15 protein-coding genes are annotated in these 16,297 nt (G+C 72.2%); 8 read left to right on the top strand and 7 right to left on the bottom strand.

All coding sequences use genetic code 11. The features are described 5' to 3' along the window. Positions 1–266 precede the first annotated feature (266 nt). A complete protein-coding gene (locus AMK25_RS29335) occupies positions 267–785 on the top strand; it encodes a DUF6326 family protein (protein WP_073831602.1) in 519 nt (172 codons plus the stop codon). 349 nt (positions 786–1,134) lie between these two features. Here AMK25_RS29335 and AMK25_RS29330 read toward each other — a convergent pair whose 3' ends face one another. Continuing rightward, a complete protein-coding gene (locus AMK25_RS29330) occupies positions 1,135–1,614 on the bottom strand; it encodes a nitroreductase/quinone reductase family protein (protein ID WP_073831601.1) in 480 nt (159 codons plus the stop codon). A 534-nt stretch (positions 1,615–2,148) separates the two neighbouring features. On the opposite strand from AMK25_RS29330, the gene AMK25_RS32245 reads away from it, so the two are divergent. The 4 genes from AMK25_RS32245 (at position 2,149) to AMK25_RS29310 (ending at position 6,439) form a co-directional block, all read left to right on the top strand. Next, on the top strand, positions 2,149–3,738 hold the full coding sequence (locus AMK25_RS32245) for a HEAT repeat domain-containing protein (RefSeq protein ID WP_241826542.1): 1,590 nt from the start codon (positions 2,149–2,151) through the stop codon (positions 3,736–3,738). A 477-nt stretch (positions 3,739–4,215) separates the two neighbouring features. Then, positions 4,216–5,139, top strand: a complete 924-nt coding sequence (locus AMK25_RS29320) for an NAD-dependent epimerase/dehydratase family protein (RefSeq protein ID WP_073831600.1) — start codon at positions 4,216–4,218, stop codon at positions 5,137–5,139. Beyond that, on the top strand, positions 5,136–5,612 hold the full coding sequence (locus AMK25_RS29315) for a nuclear transport factor 2 family protein (RefSeq protein WP_073831599.1): 477 nt from the start codon (positions 5,136–5,138) through the stop codon (positions 5,610–5,612). The genes AMK25_RS29320 and AMK25_RS29315 overlap by 4 nt, the downstream gene beginning before the upstream one ends. Further along, complete coding sequence (locus AMK25_RS29310) at positions 5,609–6,439, top strand: SDR family NAD(P)-dependent oxidoreductase (protein ID WP_073831598.1); 831 nt, start codon at positions 5,609–5,611, stop codon at positions 6,437–6,439. Before AMK25_RS29315 ends, AMK25_RS29310 begins: the two co-directional genes overlap by 4 nt. Positions 6,440–6,474: 35 nt before the next feature. Here AMK25_RS29310 and AMK25_RS29305 read toward each other — a convergent pair whose 3' ends face one another. Genes AMK25_RS29305 through AMK25_RS29280 form a run of 6 tightly spaced genes read right to left on the bottom strand, consistent with a single transcriptional unit; the run spans position 6,475 to position 11,463 of the window. Next, a complete protein-coding gene (locus AMK25_RS29305) occupies positions 6,475–7,344 on the bottom strand; it encodes a TIGR03619 family F420-dependent LLM class oxidoreductase (RefSeq protein ID WP_073831597.1) in 870 nt (289 codons plus the stop codon). 4 nt (positions 7,345–7,348) lie between these two features. Further along, the gene (locus AMK25_RS29300) at positions 7,349–7,867 is read right to left on the bottom strand and encodes a nuclear transport factor 2 family protein (protein ID WP_083664858.1); all 519 of its coding nucleotides are present in this window, start codon (positions 7,865–7,867) and stop codon (positions 7,349–7,351) included. Positions 7,868–7,917: 50 nt separating this feature from the next. Then, complete coding sequence (locus AMK25_RS29295) at positions 7,918–8,814, bottom strand: TIGR03619 family F420-dependent LLM class oxidoreductase (protein WP_073831596.1); 897 nt, start codon at positions 8,812–8,814, stop codon at positions 7,918–7,920. Then, on the bottom strand, positions 8,811–9,947 hold the full coding sequence (locus AMK25_RS29290) for a TIGR03617 family F420-dependent LLM class oxidoreductase (protein ID WP_198937704.1): 1,137 nt from the start codon (positions 9,945–9,947) through the stop codon (positions 8,811–8,813). The genes AMK25_RS29295 and AMK25_RS29290 overlap by 4 nt, the downstream gene beginning before the upstream one ends. Continuing rightward, on the bottom strand, positions 9,944–10,819 hold the full coding sequence (locus tag AMK25_RS29285) for an SDR family NAD(P)-dependent oxidoreductase (protein ID WP_073831594.1): 876 nt from the start codon (positions 10,817–10,819) through the stop codon (positions 9,944–9,946). Before AMK25_RS29285 ends, AMK25_RS29290 begins: the two co-directional genes overlap by 4 nt. Further along, entirely contained in the window at positions 10,816–11,463 is a 648-nt protein-coding gene (locus AMK25_RS29280; RefSeq protein ID WP_158070682.1) for a PaaI family thioesterase, read from the bottom strand. The genes AMK25_RS29285 and AMK25_RS29280 overlap by 4 nt, the downstream gene beginning before the upstream one ends. Before the next feature lie 410 nt (positions 11,464–11,873). Here AMK25_RS29280 and AMK25_RS29275 point away from each other — a divergent pair, with 410 nt between their 5' ends. The 3 genes from AMK25_RS29275 to AMK25_RS29265 all read left to right on the top strand — a co-directional run bounded on the left by AMK25_RS29275 (position 11,874) and on the right by AMK25_RS29265 (position 16,287). Next, a complete protein-coding gene (locus AMK25_RS29275; protein WP_073831592.1) occupies positions 11,874–13,445 on the top strand; it encodes an ABC transporter substrate-binding protein in 1,572 nt (523 codons plus the stop codon). 62 nt (positions 13,446–13,507) lie between these two features. Further along, on the top strand, positions 13,508–15,142 hold the full coding sequence (locus AMK25_RS29270; protein WP_083664857.1) for an AMP-binding protein: 1,635 nt from the start codon (positions 13,508–13,510) through the stop codon (positions 15,140–15,142). Further along, a complete protein-coding gene (locus AMK25_RS29265) occupies positions 15,139–16,287 on the top strand; it encodes a CaiB/BaiF CoA transferase family protein (RefSeq protein WP_073831591.1) in 1,149 nt (382 codons plus the stop codon). The genes AMK25_RS29270 and AMK25_RS29265 overlap by 4 nt, the downstream gene beginning before the upstream one ends. Positions 16,288–16,297: the final 10 nt, after the last annotated feature.

Genomic DNA, 16,297 nt, shown 5'->3' with positions numbered 1-16,297 from the left:
CCGAGGACAGCGCCCAGTCCCGCCACACCCGCACCGGCGGACCTGTGGGGCGAGGCTCAGCCCAGATCCCAGCAAGCATGCTTCCCCCCTTCCGGAGAAGGTAAGGGGGCCGCCCCTCGGGCGGATCAGCCGAAAGTACGGCGAGTGTCCCGCGCCCGGGGCCGGGACAGCCCGAGCCCGCAAGCGGATGTGGCGCCCGCCAACGCTGGTCATGGTGGAGACATCGAGTGAGCCGACCCGGCTGACGCCAGCAAACAGGAGACGTGATGACCAGAACCGACAGACCAGCCGGTGCGTTCCAGGAAGCGCACATCCCGGTCCAGGCGAAGCTCGCCGCGGCATGGGCCAGCTTCATGTTCCTCTACATCTACGTCGACTACCTCGCCCTGTACAAGCCCGGCTTCATCAACGACATCCTGGCCGGCACCGTGCACGAGTTCGACACCGGCCCGACCTTCGTCGCCCTCGCGCTCACACTCATGGCCATCCCGATCCTCATGATCGTGCTCTCCGCGACACTCCCCGCCCGCGTCAACCGCGCCATCAACCTCGTCTTGGCAACGCTCTACATCCCCGTCACGGCGTACAACGCGGACGGCGAGTCCTGGACCTACCTCTACTTCTACGGCTTCTCCATCGGGTTCGAGCTGCTGCTCCTGGCCTTCATCCTGCGCGCCGCATGGACCTGGCCCCGGGTCATTCGAGCCACCGCGAGCAGCAGCACGATCCAGAGCGGGACGGCACCGACGTCGCTCAGTACCACGGAGTCGCCCACCCGTCGGTAAGCAGCAGCGTGAGCCCGAACAGCCCTGTCGCAGCGTCGGGCCCGGCTGCAGCAGCTGCTCGCCGTCGCGCCGGCGCAGCTGACCCTGACGCCGCAGACGGCCGACATGCGGCAGGTGTCGGACTGGCTGCTGCACTGGACCGTCGCCGCGGGCATCGAAGGCGTGGTCACCAAGCGGCTGGCCGGCCGGTACGAGCGTGCTACTCGGCCGCCTCGATCCGCGGGGACGACTGCGCTACATCGGCCGCTCCCACCCGCTCACCACCGGCCAGGCGCCCGCAGAACGCCGCGACGCCGTACCGATCGCGTGACCAGCGAAGACAGTCGCTCAGGAGGTGCCCCGCGATGCCTCAGACGTGCCGGGGCCGGGGCACCAGGACCACCACCGCGGTTTCGGATGACCGCCGCGCAGCGTAGCCATCCAGGTTCTTGTCGATCTCACGCCAGCGGGCCCACAGCCGCGACCGTTCGTCGCCCGTCGCAGCATGCCCACGCACCGGCCGCGGCCCGTCGACCAAGTCAACGGTCGCGTCCGGGTGCGCCTGCAGATTGAGCCACCAGGCCGGCTCGGGCTCCCCCCACCCGTTCATGGCCAGCGAGACCAGATTCCCGTCGTCCTCGAAGTAACCGAGGATCACACTGCGCTGCTGGCCCGTGCGACGCCCGACGGTGGTCAGGCGCAGCATCCCGTACCGGTTGCCGCGCGGACGCGACAGTCCGACCCGGCCGCCGGAACGCCGGAACACGCCCCGATGAGCCGACCAGAACAGCCGAATGAACCAACGGGGCGGCAACCACGGCTTCTTCGCAGGGCGCGAGGACTCGGTCATTCCTTCATCGTATTGGCCGCTGTCACTCATGAACGGCAACCAGCGGTAGGCCGGTAGCGCCGAACGATTTGCTGACAGCCGCCCTGCCCACCCGATCAAGTCAACGTCCGCTCATGGCCGCAAGCAGTGGATGACGCGAGTGCGGGCAGTTTGAGTCCGCTCAGAGTCCTGTCGCAGTTGCACTGCCTCTTCGACGCGGTCGCACCGCAGCAGGACCTTGAACGCGGTGACCTGCCCCTGCGGTCGGCCGAGCAGGCCGGCCGAGTGGCGCAGAGGGTTGTAGTCGACGGGCTGCCGGGTAGTCGGCCGGAGAGCAGCCATTGGTCGTCGTGGCGCTCCTTGAATGGGCGGTCTCGTAGTTGCGCGACGCGGGTGAGAGCGGGCTGGGTGGGTCGCCGAGCCCGTAGGTGCAGCTCGCCGTCGATGTCGAGTGGCACGAGACGGGAGGTTCAGGGCTGGGTGGAACTGCTCAGGCTTGCCGTCGGCCCGGAAAACCGGGTTCGATCGCCATGGGTGGCGAGGCAGGATGTCGCGGTGATCTGGGGCAGACGTGACGGGCAGGCCCTCCCGGCTTCGCCGGTGGAGGAGGACGGGCTGCTTTCGGTGGTCCGAGTTGCGGTCGAGGACGCCCGGGCCGGTCGATGGGAGGCGTTGGACCGGTTGGTCGACGTGCTGCTTGAGGTCGCTGCTCATGGCGACGAGGTGGCGGCGCGGTCGGCGTTGGTGCTGGTGACGGCTGTGCCGGGGCTGGTGGTTCGGCTCGACGAGCACGCGCGGTCGGCGCCGTGGTACGGCCGGCACCGGGAACCCGCATGGCGGCGGGTCGCGGGACGGTCTTCTGCGATGCCGTCGGGGCCGGTGGCGACAGCGCTGGCGAGCATGCATGGCGATGGGCGGGTCCGGGAGCGTGGGGTCGCGGCGATGATCGCCCGCCCGTACGCGGAGGTGATGCCGTTTCTGGTGGTGCGTACCGCCGACTGGGTGGCCCCGGTGCGGGATCGGGCGCGGGCCGGGCTCGCGGTGTTGCTCGCTGACGATGCTGATGTCTACCTGCCTGCTGTCCTGCCGATGGCGCTGCGCCTTGAGGCGCGGGCTCGCGCCGGCTTCGCGGTCGCTCAGGTGCGGGTGGCGGTGCTGGTGGCGCCGGAGCAGTTGTGGCGCGGCCTGTTCGCCTCGGCTGGCGGCCGGGAGCGGCGGTTCGTCTTCGACACCGTGCTGGCGCGCGGTGGGCTGCGTACGCCGGATCTGGTGACCGTGGCCGAGTCGGATCCGGACGTGCGGGTGCGAGCGCGGGCGGCGGAGGCGGCGTGCCGCGACGCGGTCTGGACCCGCCGGCATGATCTCCTGCGTCGGCTGGCTCGCTCGGCTCGGGCGGAGGTGCGGGTGGTGGCGTTGACCGGGCTGGTTCGGGCCGGTCAGGACGCCGACGTCGCCGGACACCTGGACGACGAGGCGCCGTTGGTGCGGGCCGTGGCCCGCGACGCGGCCCGCCGACTGGGTAGGGATGCGCGGGAGCACTACCGCGCGGGCGCCGACGCCGATGAGCCCGAAGCCGGTGCCATCGCCGGGCTGGCCGAGACCGGCTCGGTGGCGGACGCCCCGCTGCTGCTTCGACTGCTCGGCCACGAGAAGCCGAAGGTCCGGGCCCAAGCAGTACGAAGTCTGCGGCTGTTGGACGCGGTCGTGGTGGGGGAGCTGGTGCCGCTGGTGCGGGATCCGTCACCGGCGGTGGTGCGGGAGGTGGCGCTGGCGCTGCGCCCGGTTGCCGGCGCGCTGCCGCCGGCCCTGCCGTGGGAGCTGCTCCGCGACGGCCGGGTGGAACTGCGGCGCGCCGGCTACAAACTCCTGCGCGGTCGTGGCGCCGGCGTGGAGCTGCAGGCGGCGTTGATCCTGGTCGCTGACATGGATAAGCGCCTGGCCGAACGGGGCAAGGCCGATGCGATCCGCCTCGCCAGGGACGCGGCGAGCACGACCTGGCGCCGTTCCCCGCGACCGGAGTTGCGGGTCACCGAGGCAGAGCGCGTGGAGCTGCTCGCATTGGCGGTCCGAGCGGCGGCGAGGCTCGGAGACGAGACCAGCCAGCAGCTCGCCGGTTGGGTTGCGGATAGCCAACCTGTCGAGTGACGGAGCGCCACACACTGGAGGTCCTCAGCAACCCCGACGCTGGCAGGGCAACACCCTTGCGTCCCGTGAGCCGGTCACCGGCCCGAATGAGCACGATGACCGGCGCGGCTTCGCCTGGCGAGGAAACACGTTGCCCCTGACGCCCGCCGTCCGGTAGCGCTCCTTGACCGCCGGTCCAGGACGCTGGCCTTGCGCTATCTAAAGTCCGGACGACTGCGCGCTGGGAACCGCTCGCATCCGGCGCGGTCTGTGCTCAAGGGAGCGTCCCCGACGAGTTCTCGGAGTCGACGGCCGAGGTCAGTCGCTCCGCTCCTGCCGCGCAATAGCGGTGGCGCTGTCGGCGGGCAGGGCGCCTTCGGGTCCCGATCACCTCCTCTCGTGCTAACCTACCAATCGCTTGGTTGGTTGATTCGGAAGTCATGCCGGCTCCCAGACTCACGCCGGGGGAGTCGCCTCACTACGCAAGGAGACCTCGCGATGGAGGTACTCGTGGTCGGTGGAACCGGCATGATCGGGGTCCACACCGCCCTTCACCTGCGCGACCGGGGAGACAACGTCACCGTCGCCGCCCGAGGGACGGTCGACGCGGACTCACCCGTCGCCGGCCTGCCCGTCCTCCGCGGGGACTACACCCGCCAGACCTTCACCCGCCAGGACCTGGCCCCCTTCGACGCGGTCGTCTTCGCCGCCGGGCAGGACGTACGCCACCTGCCCCGCGACGCGGACGAGGCCACGTTCTGGAAGGAGACTCAGAGCGCGGGGGTGCCGGCCTTCGCCGCCCTCGCCAAGAGCGCAGACGTCTCCCGTTTCGTCCAGGTCGGCAGCTACTACCACCACCTGCGACCCGACCTGGCCGACTCTAGCGCCTACGTCGCCGCCCGCCGCGACGCCGACGAGGGTGCCCGGGCGCTGGCTGACGACTCCTTCACTGTCTGCACTCTCAACCCGCCGTCGATCATCGGTGCCATCCCCGGCGTCACGGCAAAGCGCTACCGCCGCATGGTGTCCTGGGCGGCCGGCAACGAGCCGCAGATCCCCGACCACGCGCCGGCCGGCGGCACGAACTACATGTCGGCCCGGTCCCTGGCCGAGGCGATCGGCGGCGCGCTCGACCGTGGCGCGGCGGGCGCGGCCTACCTCGTCGGTGACGCCAACCTCACGTTCACGCAGTTCTTCCAGTTGCTCGTCGACGCGGCCGGGGGCAACCGCACCATCGCCGAGCTCGACGAGCCGCACCCCTTCATGCCCGACTCGATGATCGTCCAGGGCCGCGGGAACGTCCTCGCCTATGAACCGGATCCGGCCGAGACCGCACTGCTCGGCTACACCCGCGGTGACTGCGAGCGGGCGGTCGCCGAGCTCGTCCAGGTCGTACGCGCGGCGACCGCTCGCGCGGCGTGACCGGCCTCGACGCGGCCGACCTCACCGCGCTGCGCGCACTCTCCGAGACGTATGCCGCGGCCGCCGACGACCGTGACGCGGCGGCGATCGGCGCGCTGTTCGTCCCGGACGGCGTCCTCGTGGTTCCCGAGCCGCCCGCGCACCTCGACCCGCACGTGTCCCACGTCGGCCGCTCCGCTGTCGTGGCCGCGCTCGGGGCACTCGCCGGCACCCTGGCGACCACTCACGTCGTAGCCGGGACGCGCTACGTGCCGACGCCGACCGGGGCCCGTGGCCGGGTCCGCGGCACGGCCCACCACCTGGTCCCCGGTCGCGACGGGCCCTCGGACCTCGTCTGGTTCCTGCACTACGACGACGAGTACGCGCGTACCGCCGAAGGATGGGCCTTCACACGTCGCGCGGTGACCATCAACTGGATCGAACGCCACCGCGTCTCCGTGACCAGGGCCGACGAGGAAGGAACCGGCAGATGAGCGCCACCCGCAGGCTCGAGGGCCAGATCGCTGTCGTCACCGGCGGCGCCCTCGGGATCGGCGGCGGCATCTCCCGCCGTCTCGCCGCCGCTGGCGCCCACGTCGTCCTCGTCGACATCGACGGGGAGGCCGCCGCCGGCACCGCCGCGGACATCCGGAGCGCCGGCGGCGAGGTCGAGGTCGTCCTCGCCGACGTACGCACCGCCGACGGTGTCGCCGACGCGGTCGCCGCCGCGGCGGCCGTCGACTCGGGACGGGTCGACGTGCTCGTCAACAACGTCGGTGACTTCCGCCCGGCCTCCAGGACCTTCCTGCACTCGACCCCGCAGCAGTGGCAGGCGCTCTACGAGATCAACCTGTGGCACGTGCTCGCGATGACCCATGCGCTGCTGCCCGGCATGGTCGATCGAGGCCGTGGCGCCATCGTCAACAACTCGACAGTCGAGGCCTTCCGGGGAATCCCGGCGTGCGCCCCGTACTCCGCCTACAACGCCGGGGTCAGCGCCTTCACCAAGAGCCTCGCCGTCGAGGTCGCCGGCCACGGGGTGCGGGTCAACGCGATCGCGCCCGACCTCGCCGACACGCCCCAGACGCCGGCCGCGGCGATGCTGCGCGGACGCGACCCGGAGCTGATTCGTACGTGGATCCCCGTCGGGCGCTTCGGCGAGCCCGACGACTACGCCGCCGTCGTCGAGTTCCTCGCCAGCGACGACGCCCGCTTCGTCACCGGGCACACGATCCCCGTCGACGGAGGGACTCTGGCCGCCTCGGGCTGGTACGCGCGTACCGACCGCAAGGGCTGGTCGAACATGCCGAACGAGGCCTGACCGTGGACGCCGGATCCCGGCGTCCACGGCCGTGCTCAGTCGCGGCGGTCGAGACGGAAGAGCTCGGCTGCCGCCGCGAGCTGGTCGAGGTACTCGGCCAGGTCACGGTGCCGTACGACGAGGTTGACCGCGGTGGCCCCCGCCTCGCCGATCCGGCCGACGAGGTCGAGCGCGGCCTCGGGGGCGCCCGTCGGGTCGAGGCGGGCCGGAGGCGTGATGACGACGTCGAACCCGTCCGGCAGGTCGTGCTCGGTGAGCATCCGCGGCAGGGTCTCCAGGTCCGGCCCGCGATACGTGACGGGGGCCGGCGCCCACCCGTCGCCCAGGGTGACCGCGCGCCGGAGGGCACGCCTGCTGTGGCCACCGACCCAGATAGGGACCTTCTCCTGAACCGCGTGCGGGCTGATCACCTGCTCGGTGAAGTGGTAGTACTCCCCGTGGTAGGTCGCGAGCCGTACCGACAGGGATGCCCGCAGGGCCCGCAGGGCGTCGTCGGCCCGTGGCCCCCGGTCGGCGAACGGACGCCCGAGCAGCGCGAACTCCTCCTCGAGGTTGCCGACGCCGACTCCGAGGACGACCCGTCCGCCGCTGAGGTGGTCGAGGGTGCCGTACCGCTTGGCCAACTCGAGCGGATGGTGCAGCCCGAGCACGAGCACGTACGGCAGGAAGCGGATCCGCTCGGTGATCGCCGCGAGGTACGAGAACGTCGCGACCGGGTCGTAGAAGCGTTCACCCCGGGCCAGCCCCGGTGACACGCTGACGTGCTCCGGGCAGGTGAAGAACTCGTACCCGAGCCGGTCGGCGGTCGTGAAGACGGTGCGCAACTCGGCGACCCCGGCCTCGGCCTCCCACGGGGGCCGGGGCCCGGAGTCGGCCAGGACCGGGGAGCTGAGGCCGATGCGCACGGCCTCAGGCCTCGGATTCGACGGCGCGGGCGAGGAGGTCGCGGCCCTCGTCGGTGCCGTCGAGCTGGCGGTTCCAGCGGTGGGTCACCTTCCAGCCCTCGTCGGTGCGGGTGAACTCCCACCGGTTGGACCCGGTACGCCAGATCCGGTAGCCGTTCTGGTCGGGAGCGCTGAGCACGAGCTGCGAGTAGTTCGTCACGACGGCCCGGTCGCCGTCGACGACGATGTGCGGCAGCCCCATGAGGTGGGCGGCGCCGTTGTTGATCAGGGCCTGGTGCCGCTCACCGTTGACCATGCCGCGCAGCGCGTCCCGGCCGTTGAGCACGACCGGGAAGGTGTCGTACACGCCGTCCTCGGTCCACAACTGGGCGGTGATCTCGGCCGAGCCGCTGTCCACGGCGGGGCCGTAGCTGGCCACGATCCGCCAGAGGGCGAGCTGGTCCTCGGCTGTGGCGAGGCGCCGTTCGGCCTGTTCGAGGCGTGCCTCGAGCAGGGCGAGCCGGTCGGGCTGCGAGTCGCTCATGGTGGGTTCCTTTCGATCGGGCCTCGCCGGCCGGGCCGGTCGACGGCCGGTCAGGTCGTGGACGGGTTCGCCTCGAAGCGTTCCGGGGCGAGCTCGCGCAGCGCTGCCATCTGCTCGAGGTGGTGGGCGGCCGAGGTGGCGACGAGGCTCGCGTTGACAGCGGTCGCCCCGACGGCGTCGGCCGTGCGCAGGTGCGCGCGGGAGCCGTCCGGGTCGCCGAGCGGGTCCAGCGGCGGAATCTGCAGCACGAGGTCGAAGCCGTCCGGGCGTTCCACGGAGTCCCAGATGCGGGTCAGCTCCCGCGGTCCGAGGCCGAACGGCGCCCACCCGGTGCCGTACGCCACGGCGCGGCGCAGCGAGCGGCGGGTGCGCCCGCCGATCCACACCGGCACCGTGGTGCGCGGCGCGTGCGGTTCGACGACGAAATCGGTGAACGTGAACCGGGCCCCCTCGTGGTGCGGCACGGCCCTGCCCCACGCCGCGCGCAGGGCGGTGATCGCCTCGTCCGCGATCGCGCCGCGCTCGGCGAACTCGGCGCCGAGCAGGTCGAACTCCTCTTCGAGGCTGCCGACCCCGATCCCGAGGACGACGCGGCCGCCGCTGAGCAGGTCGAGGGTGCCGTAGGTCTTGGCGAGGGCGAGCGGATGGTGGTAGCCGATGACGACGACGTTCGTCGCGAGCCGGACGCGGCGCGTCGCCGAGGCGAGGAACGACAGCGTGGCCACGGGGTCGAAGTACGTCGCGCCCCGCTCGGCGGCGATCGGGGCGGGCACGGCGACGTGCTCGCTGCATGTCAGGTGGTGGTAGCCCAGGTCGTCGGCGGCGCGGGCGACGGCCAGCAGCGCGCCGCCGACGTCGGGGCCGGACAGGACGTCCCGTTCCCAGGCGGCCGCGGTGCGCGGATGCTGGACGACGACCGGGGTGAGCAGCCCGATGCGTGCGGTCATGACAGGGTCTCCGATCCGGCGACGCCGCGCGTCGCGCTGGTGGGGCCGGCGTTCGCGGGCGGGATGGTGGCCGCGGCACTGGTCGGGATGAGCCGGAGGCGTTCGAGCAACGCGCCGAAGTCCTCGTCGTCGTCCGGGTCGAGCGGGAGCCCGAGCCCGAGCCCGTCGGCGATGCCGCCGTACGCCTGCCCGAGTACGTCCGGCAGCTCGGCGTAGGTGCCGTGCGGGATGAGGGCGGCCAGGGTCTCGTCGTCGAGGACGGTGGCGAGTCCGGTCCAGCGTCCGGAGGCGGCCATCGCGGCGAGCCGTTCGCCGACCCGGCCCAGGCCGAGCCGGTCCAGGGTGGTGCGGTAGGCGGGAGTGGAGAAGAGGAACGCCAGCTCCTGGCGGGCGGAGTCGCGGCTCGCGGCGAGTGCGGCCGGCGTCGGACCGGTGATCGACTTGGACACCACGACGACCCGGGGGATACCCGCGCGTCCGGCCCGCTCGGCCCCGGCGCGCAGCGCGGGGAGCACGACCGTGCGCAGGTGACTCGGGTGTGAGTTCGTCGCGTGGGTGACGAAGCCGTCGGCGAGCTCGCCGGCCACCTCGCAGACGCGTCGGTTGACCCCGCCGGTGTAGAGCGCCGGGGCGGCGGTCGACAGCGGGCCGGGATTGAAGTACGGCTGGAGCCGGGTGAAGCGGTAGTGGCTGCCCTCGTGCTCCAGGGGTTCGCCGGTGCTGAACGCGGCGAAGATCGCCCGGATCGAGGCGAGGTAGTCGCGCAGGTTCTCGACCGGCCGCTCCCACGGCACCGAGAAGCGGCCGACGATGTTGCCGCGAACCTGGGTGGCCAGACCGAGCTGGAAGCGGCCCTCGGAGAACCGCGCGAGGTCCCACGCGGCGTACGCGGTCACCATCGGGCTGCGGGGGAAGGCCAGCGTCATGCTGGTGCGTACGGTGATCCGGCTGGTGTGCTCGGCCGCGAGCAGCGCGACCGCCAGGGAGTCGTGCGTCGTCTCGGGGATGTGCACGGTGTCGAAGCCGAGCCGTTCGATGCGTGCCACTACCGCGGGCACCTCGCGCAGCGCCGTCGTCGGCGGCAGCGTCGTGGTCAGCTCCATCCGGGCGGCGGGTGTCTGTGGTGTCGTCACGGGATGCGGCCCGCCAGGGTGGCGTCGACGACGTCGTCGCCGTTGACGATCCGGGCGAGTTTCTCCAGCCGGGGCGCGCGCCGCAGGTGGGCCCCGCCCTCGACGGGCAGGCAGGCGCCGGTGATCCATGAGGAGCCGGGACCGCACAGGAAGCGGACCGCGGCGGCGACGTCCTCGGCGCGCCCGATCCGCGACAGGGGCTTCTCGGCGACTGTCGCGGCGGCCAGCTCGGGGTCGGCCAGCAGCAGGCCCGGGTTGGCCCCGTCGGTGGCGACGATGCCGGGGCGTACGACGTTGACCCGTACCGCGAGGTGGCCGAGTTCGTCGGCGGCGACCCGGACGAGTGCCTCGAGTGCGGCCTTGCTCACCGAGTACGACGGCATGAACGGGAACGAGTGCCCGCCCGCGCTCGACGAGGTGCACACGATCGCGCCCCCACCGTGCGCGGCCAGGGCCTGTCCGCCGTGCCGGATCGCGTGCAACGCCGTGGTGACGTTGCGCCGGAAGTCGTATTCGAGGGTCTCGGCGTCGAGGGCGAGCACGGGACGGAAGGTGCCGCCGCCGACAGTGGTGACGACGGCCGCGAGCGGGGTCTCGTCGGCGGCGCGTACCGCGACGGCGACGTCCTGCTCCTGGGTGGAGTCGCCGGCACTGATCCGTACCGGTGGTGCTCCGGGGGTGGCTGCGGCGATCGTCCCGGCCGCCGCCCGCAGCGTCGCCTCGGTCCGTCCCATGATCGTCACGGCGGCGCCGTCGGCGGCCAGCGCGGCGGCGATGGCGCGGCCGAAGCCGCCGCCTCCGCCGATGACGAGCGCGCCGCGGCCGGCGAGCGGGCCGGGTGCGGCGGTGCCCGGGTGGGGATCGGTGCTCATGCCTGCTCCCTCGACGGTCGGCGGAACTTCTCCTTTGTCGACGGGTCGTCCATGAGGACGAAGGTGCCCGTGGCCGTGACGCATGTCAGGTCCCCGACGCGCAGCTCGCCGGAGCTGCGCACCTTCCGCCCGTCGCGCCCGTCGTGCCGGGCCAGGATCGTGATCGTCGAGCCGATCGGGATGGCCGCGCGGAAGGAGATGTCGAGCCCGACGGTCACCGCGGCGTATCCGGCGCGGGCGTTGGCGATGCCGAGGGCGTGGTCCATGAGCATGGCCGAGGTGCCGCCGTGCACGTGCCCGGGTGGCCCCTGAAAGGCAAGCCTCAGGGTGACTTCTCCGCGTAGTGAGCCGTCCGGTTCGACCCAGAGGGCCACCGGCGGCGACAGCGGGTTCTCGGTGCCGCCGGCGGGGTCGAAGCGGCCCGGGCCGGGCTGGCGCCACATCGTCGCGATCCGCTCGGAGAGGTCCGGGGCGTGGGCGTCGATCCGGGCGGTGAGCGCGTCGAGGTCGGCCACGATCCGGTTGGCGTCGGCGTCGACGGCTCCGCCCGCACGCGTGATCGCGTCGATGAGCCGGCGGGTGGCCGAGGCGACCGCGTCGATGCCGGTGTCGCGGGGCTGTGCCGTGGCGAGGGGGGCTTCCACAGTGCGGGCTCCTTTGGCCGACATCAAGCAATCAAGCGCTTGCTTGATGCGCACCTTAGCGACCTGATCGCGAGCTGGCAACGGTTGCGCGCGGCGTGCCGCCCCTTGTCGATCATGCCGCCGTTCGGCTATTGACGTGCCCGCACGCTGCCCCTACGGTTCCCAATCGAGCGCTTGTTTGGATCGCGATCGGCCGCAACACCGCCAGCCTCGGGGCGCGGATGCCGATCAGTTCCGGGCAGGCGCTCCACATCAGCGCCGCCACCCATCACCTCCATGACCGTCGCGCCCGCACGGCCGCCGCCGAACGACCTCGGCGGCACCCGGCGCCCTCCGGGGCCCCCCGGGAACCCGCCGGTGACCCGCGGAGCCGCTCCCGCTCCCGGGCCGAAGGTCAGGAAAGGAACACTGTGTCTCGCCTCCCGCGCCGCCGACGCCTCGCCGTCGCCGCAAGCCTGCTCGCCGCCACCCTCGTCGTCGGAGCCTGCTCCGCCACCCCGACCAGCGACCCCGGTGCCACCACGGGTGAGATCGACCCCAACGCCGTCCTGCGGGTGAGCGCCTCGTCGCCGTTCCAGAACCTCGACCCGGCGCAGCCGGCCCCCGGCGGCTACCCCTACCTGACGCTGATCTACGACCGGCTCACCATGGTCGACTCCACCGACCAGGTCGTCCCCGGCCTGGCCAAGAAGTGGACCTACGCCCAGGACGGCTCCTACCTCGAACTCGCCCTGCGCGACGACGTCAAGTTCCACGACGGGACGCCGTTCGACGCCAACGCCGTCAAGGTCAACATCGAGCGCGGCCAGACGCTGCCCACGAGCACCATCAAGCAGGACCTCGCCAGCATCACCGGCGTCACAGTCGTCGACGCGCACACCGTGCGCCTCGACCTCAAGCCGGGCACCGGCGCCGTGCTCCCCTCGGCCCTGGCCACCGCCGCCGGGATGATGGTCTCGCCCAAGGCGATCGCCGACGGCGTCGACCTCAAGCGCGCCCCCGGCAACGCCGGCTCGGGCCCGTACGTCGCCACCGAGTTCGTCCCCAACGAGAAGTACGTCGTCAAGCGCGCCGAGGGCACCTACTGGGACCCCAACGCCGGACGCCTCGCCGGGATGGAGATCACCCGGGTCCCCGAGGGCGCCACCCGGCTCAACGGCGTCATCAGCGGTCAGACCGACCTCAGCTTCGTCTCCTCGGCCAACGAGATCACCCAGGCCCGCCAGCTCGGCGAGACCGGCCAGCTCAAGGTGACCACCCGCCCGTTCCGCAACGTCCTCGGCATCCTGCTGCGCGCCAACATGGGCGACCTGAAGGACAAGCGGGTCCGTGAGGCCATCGCGCGCTCGGTCGACCCGGCCGCCATCCGCGCGCTCTTCGCCGACACCTGCACGCCCACCCGCAGCATCTACCCGAACAGCCCGTGGGAGGACCCGGCGGCGACCTACCCGTACGAGTTCGACCTGGCCAAGGCCAAGGCGCTGATCGCCGAGGTCGGCGGGGCCAAGGTGACGATCAGCTTCTCCGCCGGCACCAACACCGAGCAGCCCGCCACCGCCATCCAGGCCGCCATGTCCCAGGCCGGCATCGACGCGAAGCTCAACCCGACGCCGAACTCCGAGACCGAGGCCCGCTTCATCGCCGGCGACTTCGAGCTCGAGGTGTCCAACACCTTCAACCCGCGTCTCGACCCGGCGGGCACTGTCGACAACTACCTGATCGGCAACTACAAGCTCGCCACCGACCCCGAGGTCATCGGCCCGATCGCGGCCAAGGCCGCCGACCCCCGCTCCAGCGCCGAGGAGCGTGCCAAGCAGTACCACCAGCTGTGGGAGCGGCTGTTCACCGAGGCGTGGTTCATCCCGATCTGCAATCTCACCAGCGCCACCATCGCCTCCCCGAAGGTCGTCGGGGCCGAGCAGCTGCCGTGGACCAACCTCGGCCTGTTCGACCTGCGGACCGTGGCGATGACGAAGGGCTGAGCGTCAGGTCCCCGCCGTCCGCCACCGCGAGCGGCCGACCCGAAGAAAGGTAGCCAGAGCCAGTGAACCGTCCCACCGCAGCCACCCCGCTCCTGCCCGCCCTGTCCCGCCTGCTCGACGAGCAGCCGGACCTCACCCTCACCCTCGCCGGCGCCCCGTTCACAGTGGCCGACCTCGATGCCGCGTCGCGTCGCCTCGCCGGGTTCCTCGCCGACCGCGTCGCTCCCGGCGACCGGGTCGTCGTCCTCGCCCGCAACGGCCGCCTGGCCCTGCTCTCCTGGTGGGCGACGACGCTCTGTGGCGGTTTCGTCGTCCCGCTGAACACGAGCAACCGCGGCCCCGTACTGGCCCACCAGGTGCTCGACGCCGACCCGGTCGCGATGATCGTCGAGGACGAGTTCGTGCCCGTCCTGGACGACGCCCTCATCGGCACGGAGCTACGGGTGCCGGTCCTCGTCGGCGCCCCCATCCGGCCCGCCTCGGGCCCGGCGCCCGCCTGGGCCACCGAGGTCGTCGACTTCGACGCCGCCGTCGCTGAGGGATCGGCGGTGACGACCACCCCGGACCTCGACGCGTACGCCACCAGCCACCTCATCTACACGGCCGGCACGACCGGGCCGTCCAAGGCGTGCATGGTCAGCCACGGCTACGTGGCGAACATGGCCCGCCAGATGCACGAGAACCTCGAACGCCACTCCGGCGACGTCCTGTGGACGGCGATGCCGCTGTTCCACATGGCCGCCGTCGGGCACGTCATGGGTTCGCTCCAGCTCGGCTCGGCCATCGACCTCGCGTCGCGCTTCTCGGTCCGGGGCTTCTGGGACGAGATCCTGCGCAGCCGCGCGACAATGGCCGCGCTCATGGGCTCGATGCTGCCGATGATCGCCGGCGCTCCCGACTCCGAGGCCGCCCGCGAGGCCTTCGGCCGGCTGCGCGTCGTGTCCGGCTCGCCGGTCACCGCCGAGCTCGCCGCTCGCTGGACGGAGCGCTTCGGCGTCGAACGGGTCGGCTCGGGCGCCTACGGCCTGACCGAGGCCTGCCTGATCACCCTCACCCCACCCGGGGGTTACCGCGCCGGGAGCGCGGGCAAGATCAACGACTCGTTCGAGGTGCGCATCGTCGACGAGCACGACAACCCGCTGCCCGTCGGCGAGGTCGGCGAGATCGTCGCCCGTCCCAACCGTCCGGCGATCATGTTCAACGGCTACTGGCGTGAGCCGGAGAAGACGCTGGAGGTCTTCCGGGGCCTGTGGTTCCACTGCGGTGACTACGGCCGTCTCGACGAGGACGGCTACCTCTACTTCGTCGACCGTGGCAAGGACTACCTGCGCCGCGGCGGCGAGAACATCTCCAGCTTCGAGATCGAGGGCATCGTCGCGACGCACCCGGCCGTCGGCGAGGTCGCCGTCCACGCGGTCCCCTCCCCGCTGGCCGAGGACGACCTCAAGGTCACTGTCGTGCCCGCGCCCGGTGCGGAGATCGACCCCGCCGAGCTCTTCGAGTGGCTGCACCCGCGGATCCCGCGGTACGCCGTCCCCTCCCACATCGAGGTCCGCACCGAACTGCCCAAGAACGCCGTCGGGCGGGTCCTCAAGCGGGTCCTGCGCGAGGAGGGCGTGACCGCGCGGACGTGGAGCACGGACCCCCGTGCCGTGACCGGCCTCCCGGTCCCGGCCGGCACCAGGGAACAGGCGTGAGCGCCGCCTCCGGCCGGCGGTTCGAGGGACCGCTGGCCGGCCTGCGCCTGCTCGAACTCGGTGGGCAGGGGCCGGTGCCGTTCGCGACGATGATGCTCGCCGACCTGGGTGCCCAGGTGGTACGGGTCGACCCGCCGGGTGAGCCCGACCGGCGCGAGCGCGCGCAGGTCAACGCGATCGACAGGGGCCGTACGACGGTCACGCTCGACCTGAAGTCCGAGGCCGACCGGGCGCTCGTGCACCGGCTGCTCGCCGACGCGGACGTGCTGCTCGACCCGTTCCGGCCCGGGGTGCTCGAACGTCTCGGCCTGGCCCCGGCCGAACTCACCGAGCGGTACCCGCGCCTGGTCGTGGCGCGGATGACCGGCTGGGGCCAGGACGGCCCCCTCGCCGCGGCCGCCGGGCACGACCTCAACTACATCGCCGTCTCCGGGGTGCTCGACACGATCGGCCTGCCCGATTCCGGCCCCGTCGTGCCGCCGATGTATCTGGCCGACTTCGCCGGCGGCGGCATGATGCTGGCCTTCGGCGTGCTGGCCGCACTGCAGGAGCGTGTCTCCTCCGGGCGTGGGCAGGTCGTGGACGCCTCGATGCTCGAGGGCAGCGCGCTGCTCACCGTCGTCATCCACTCGATGCTCGCGCGGGGCGCCTGGAACCTCACCCGTGGCACGAACTACCTCGACGGCGGGGCGCACTTCTACCGGGTGTACCGCACCGCCGACGACAAGTTCATGTCCGTGGCGGCCATCGAGGCGAAGTTCTACCGCGCGTTCCTGCGAACCCTCGGCCTCGATCCGGAGGACGGGCCGGGGCAGTTCGACGAGTCGGGGTGGGCCGGCTGGGCCGAGCGGATCGCGTCGGTCTTCGCCGGACGCACCCGGCAGGAGTGGACCAGCGTCTTCGAGAGCGTGGACGCGTGCGTGCACCCGGTGCTGGACATCGCCGAGTCGGCCGAGCACCCGCAGGTGCGTGCCCGGGGCGGCGTCGTCGAGGTCGAGGGGGTCGCTCAGCCGGCCCCCACGCCCCGATTCTCGCGTACGCCCGCGGGCGTCCCGCGGGCCCCGCGGCGCCGTGGTGAGGACACCGACCGGGTGCGCTCGGCGCTCGCCGCGAGCAGCCCGTGGGAAGCGTTGTCAAGGTCTTGACCTGCGGCAA

The organism is Micromonospora sp. TSRI0369 (assembly GCF_001905625.1).
GTDB classification, from domain to species: domain Bacteria; phylum Actinomycetota; class Actinomycetes; order Mycobacteriales; family Micromonosporaceae; genus Micromonospora; species Micromonospora echinospora_A.
Note: the sequence above shows the minus strand (reverse complement) of the source record. Positions and strands in the feature narration are given on the sequence as shown.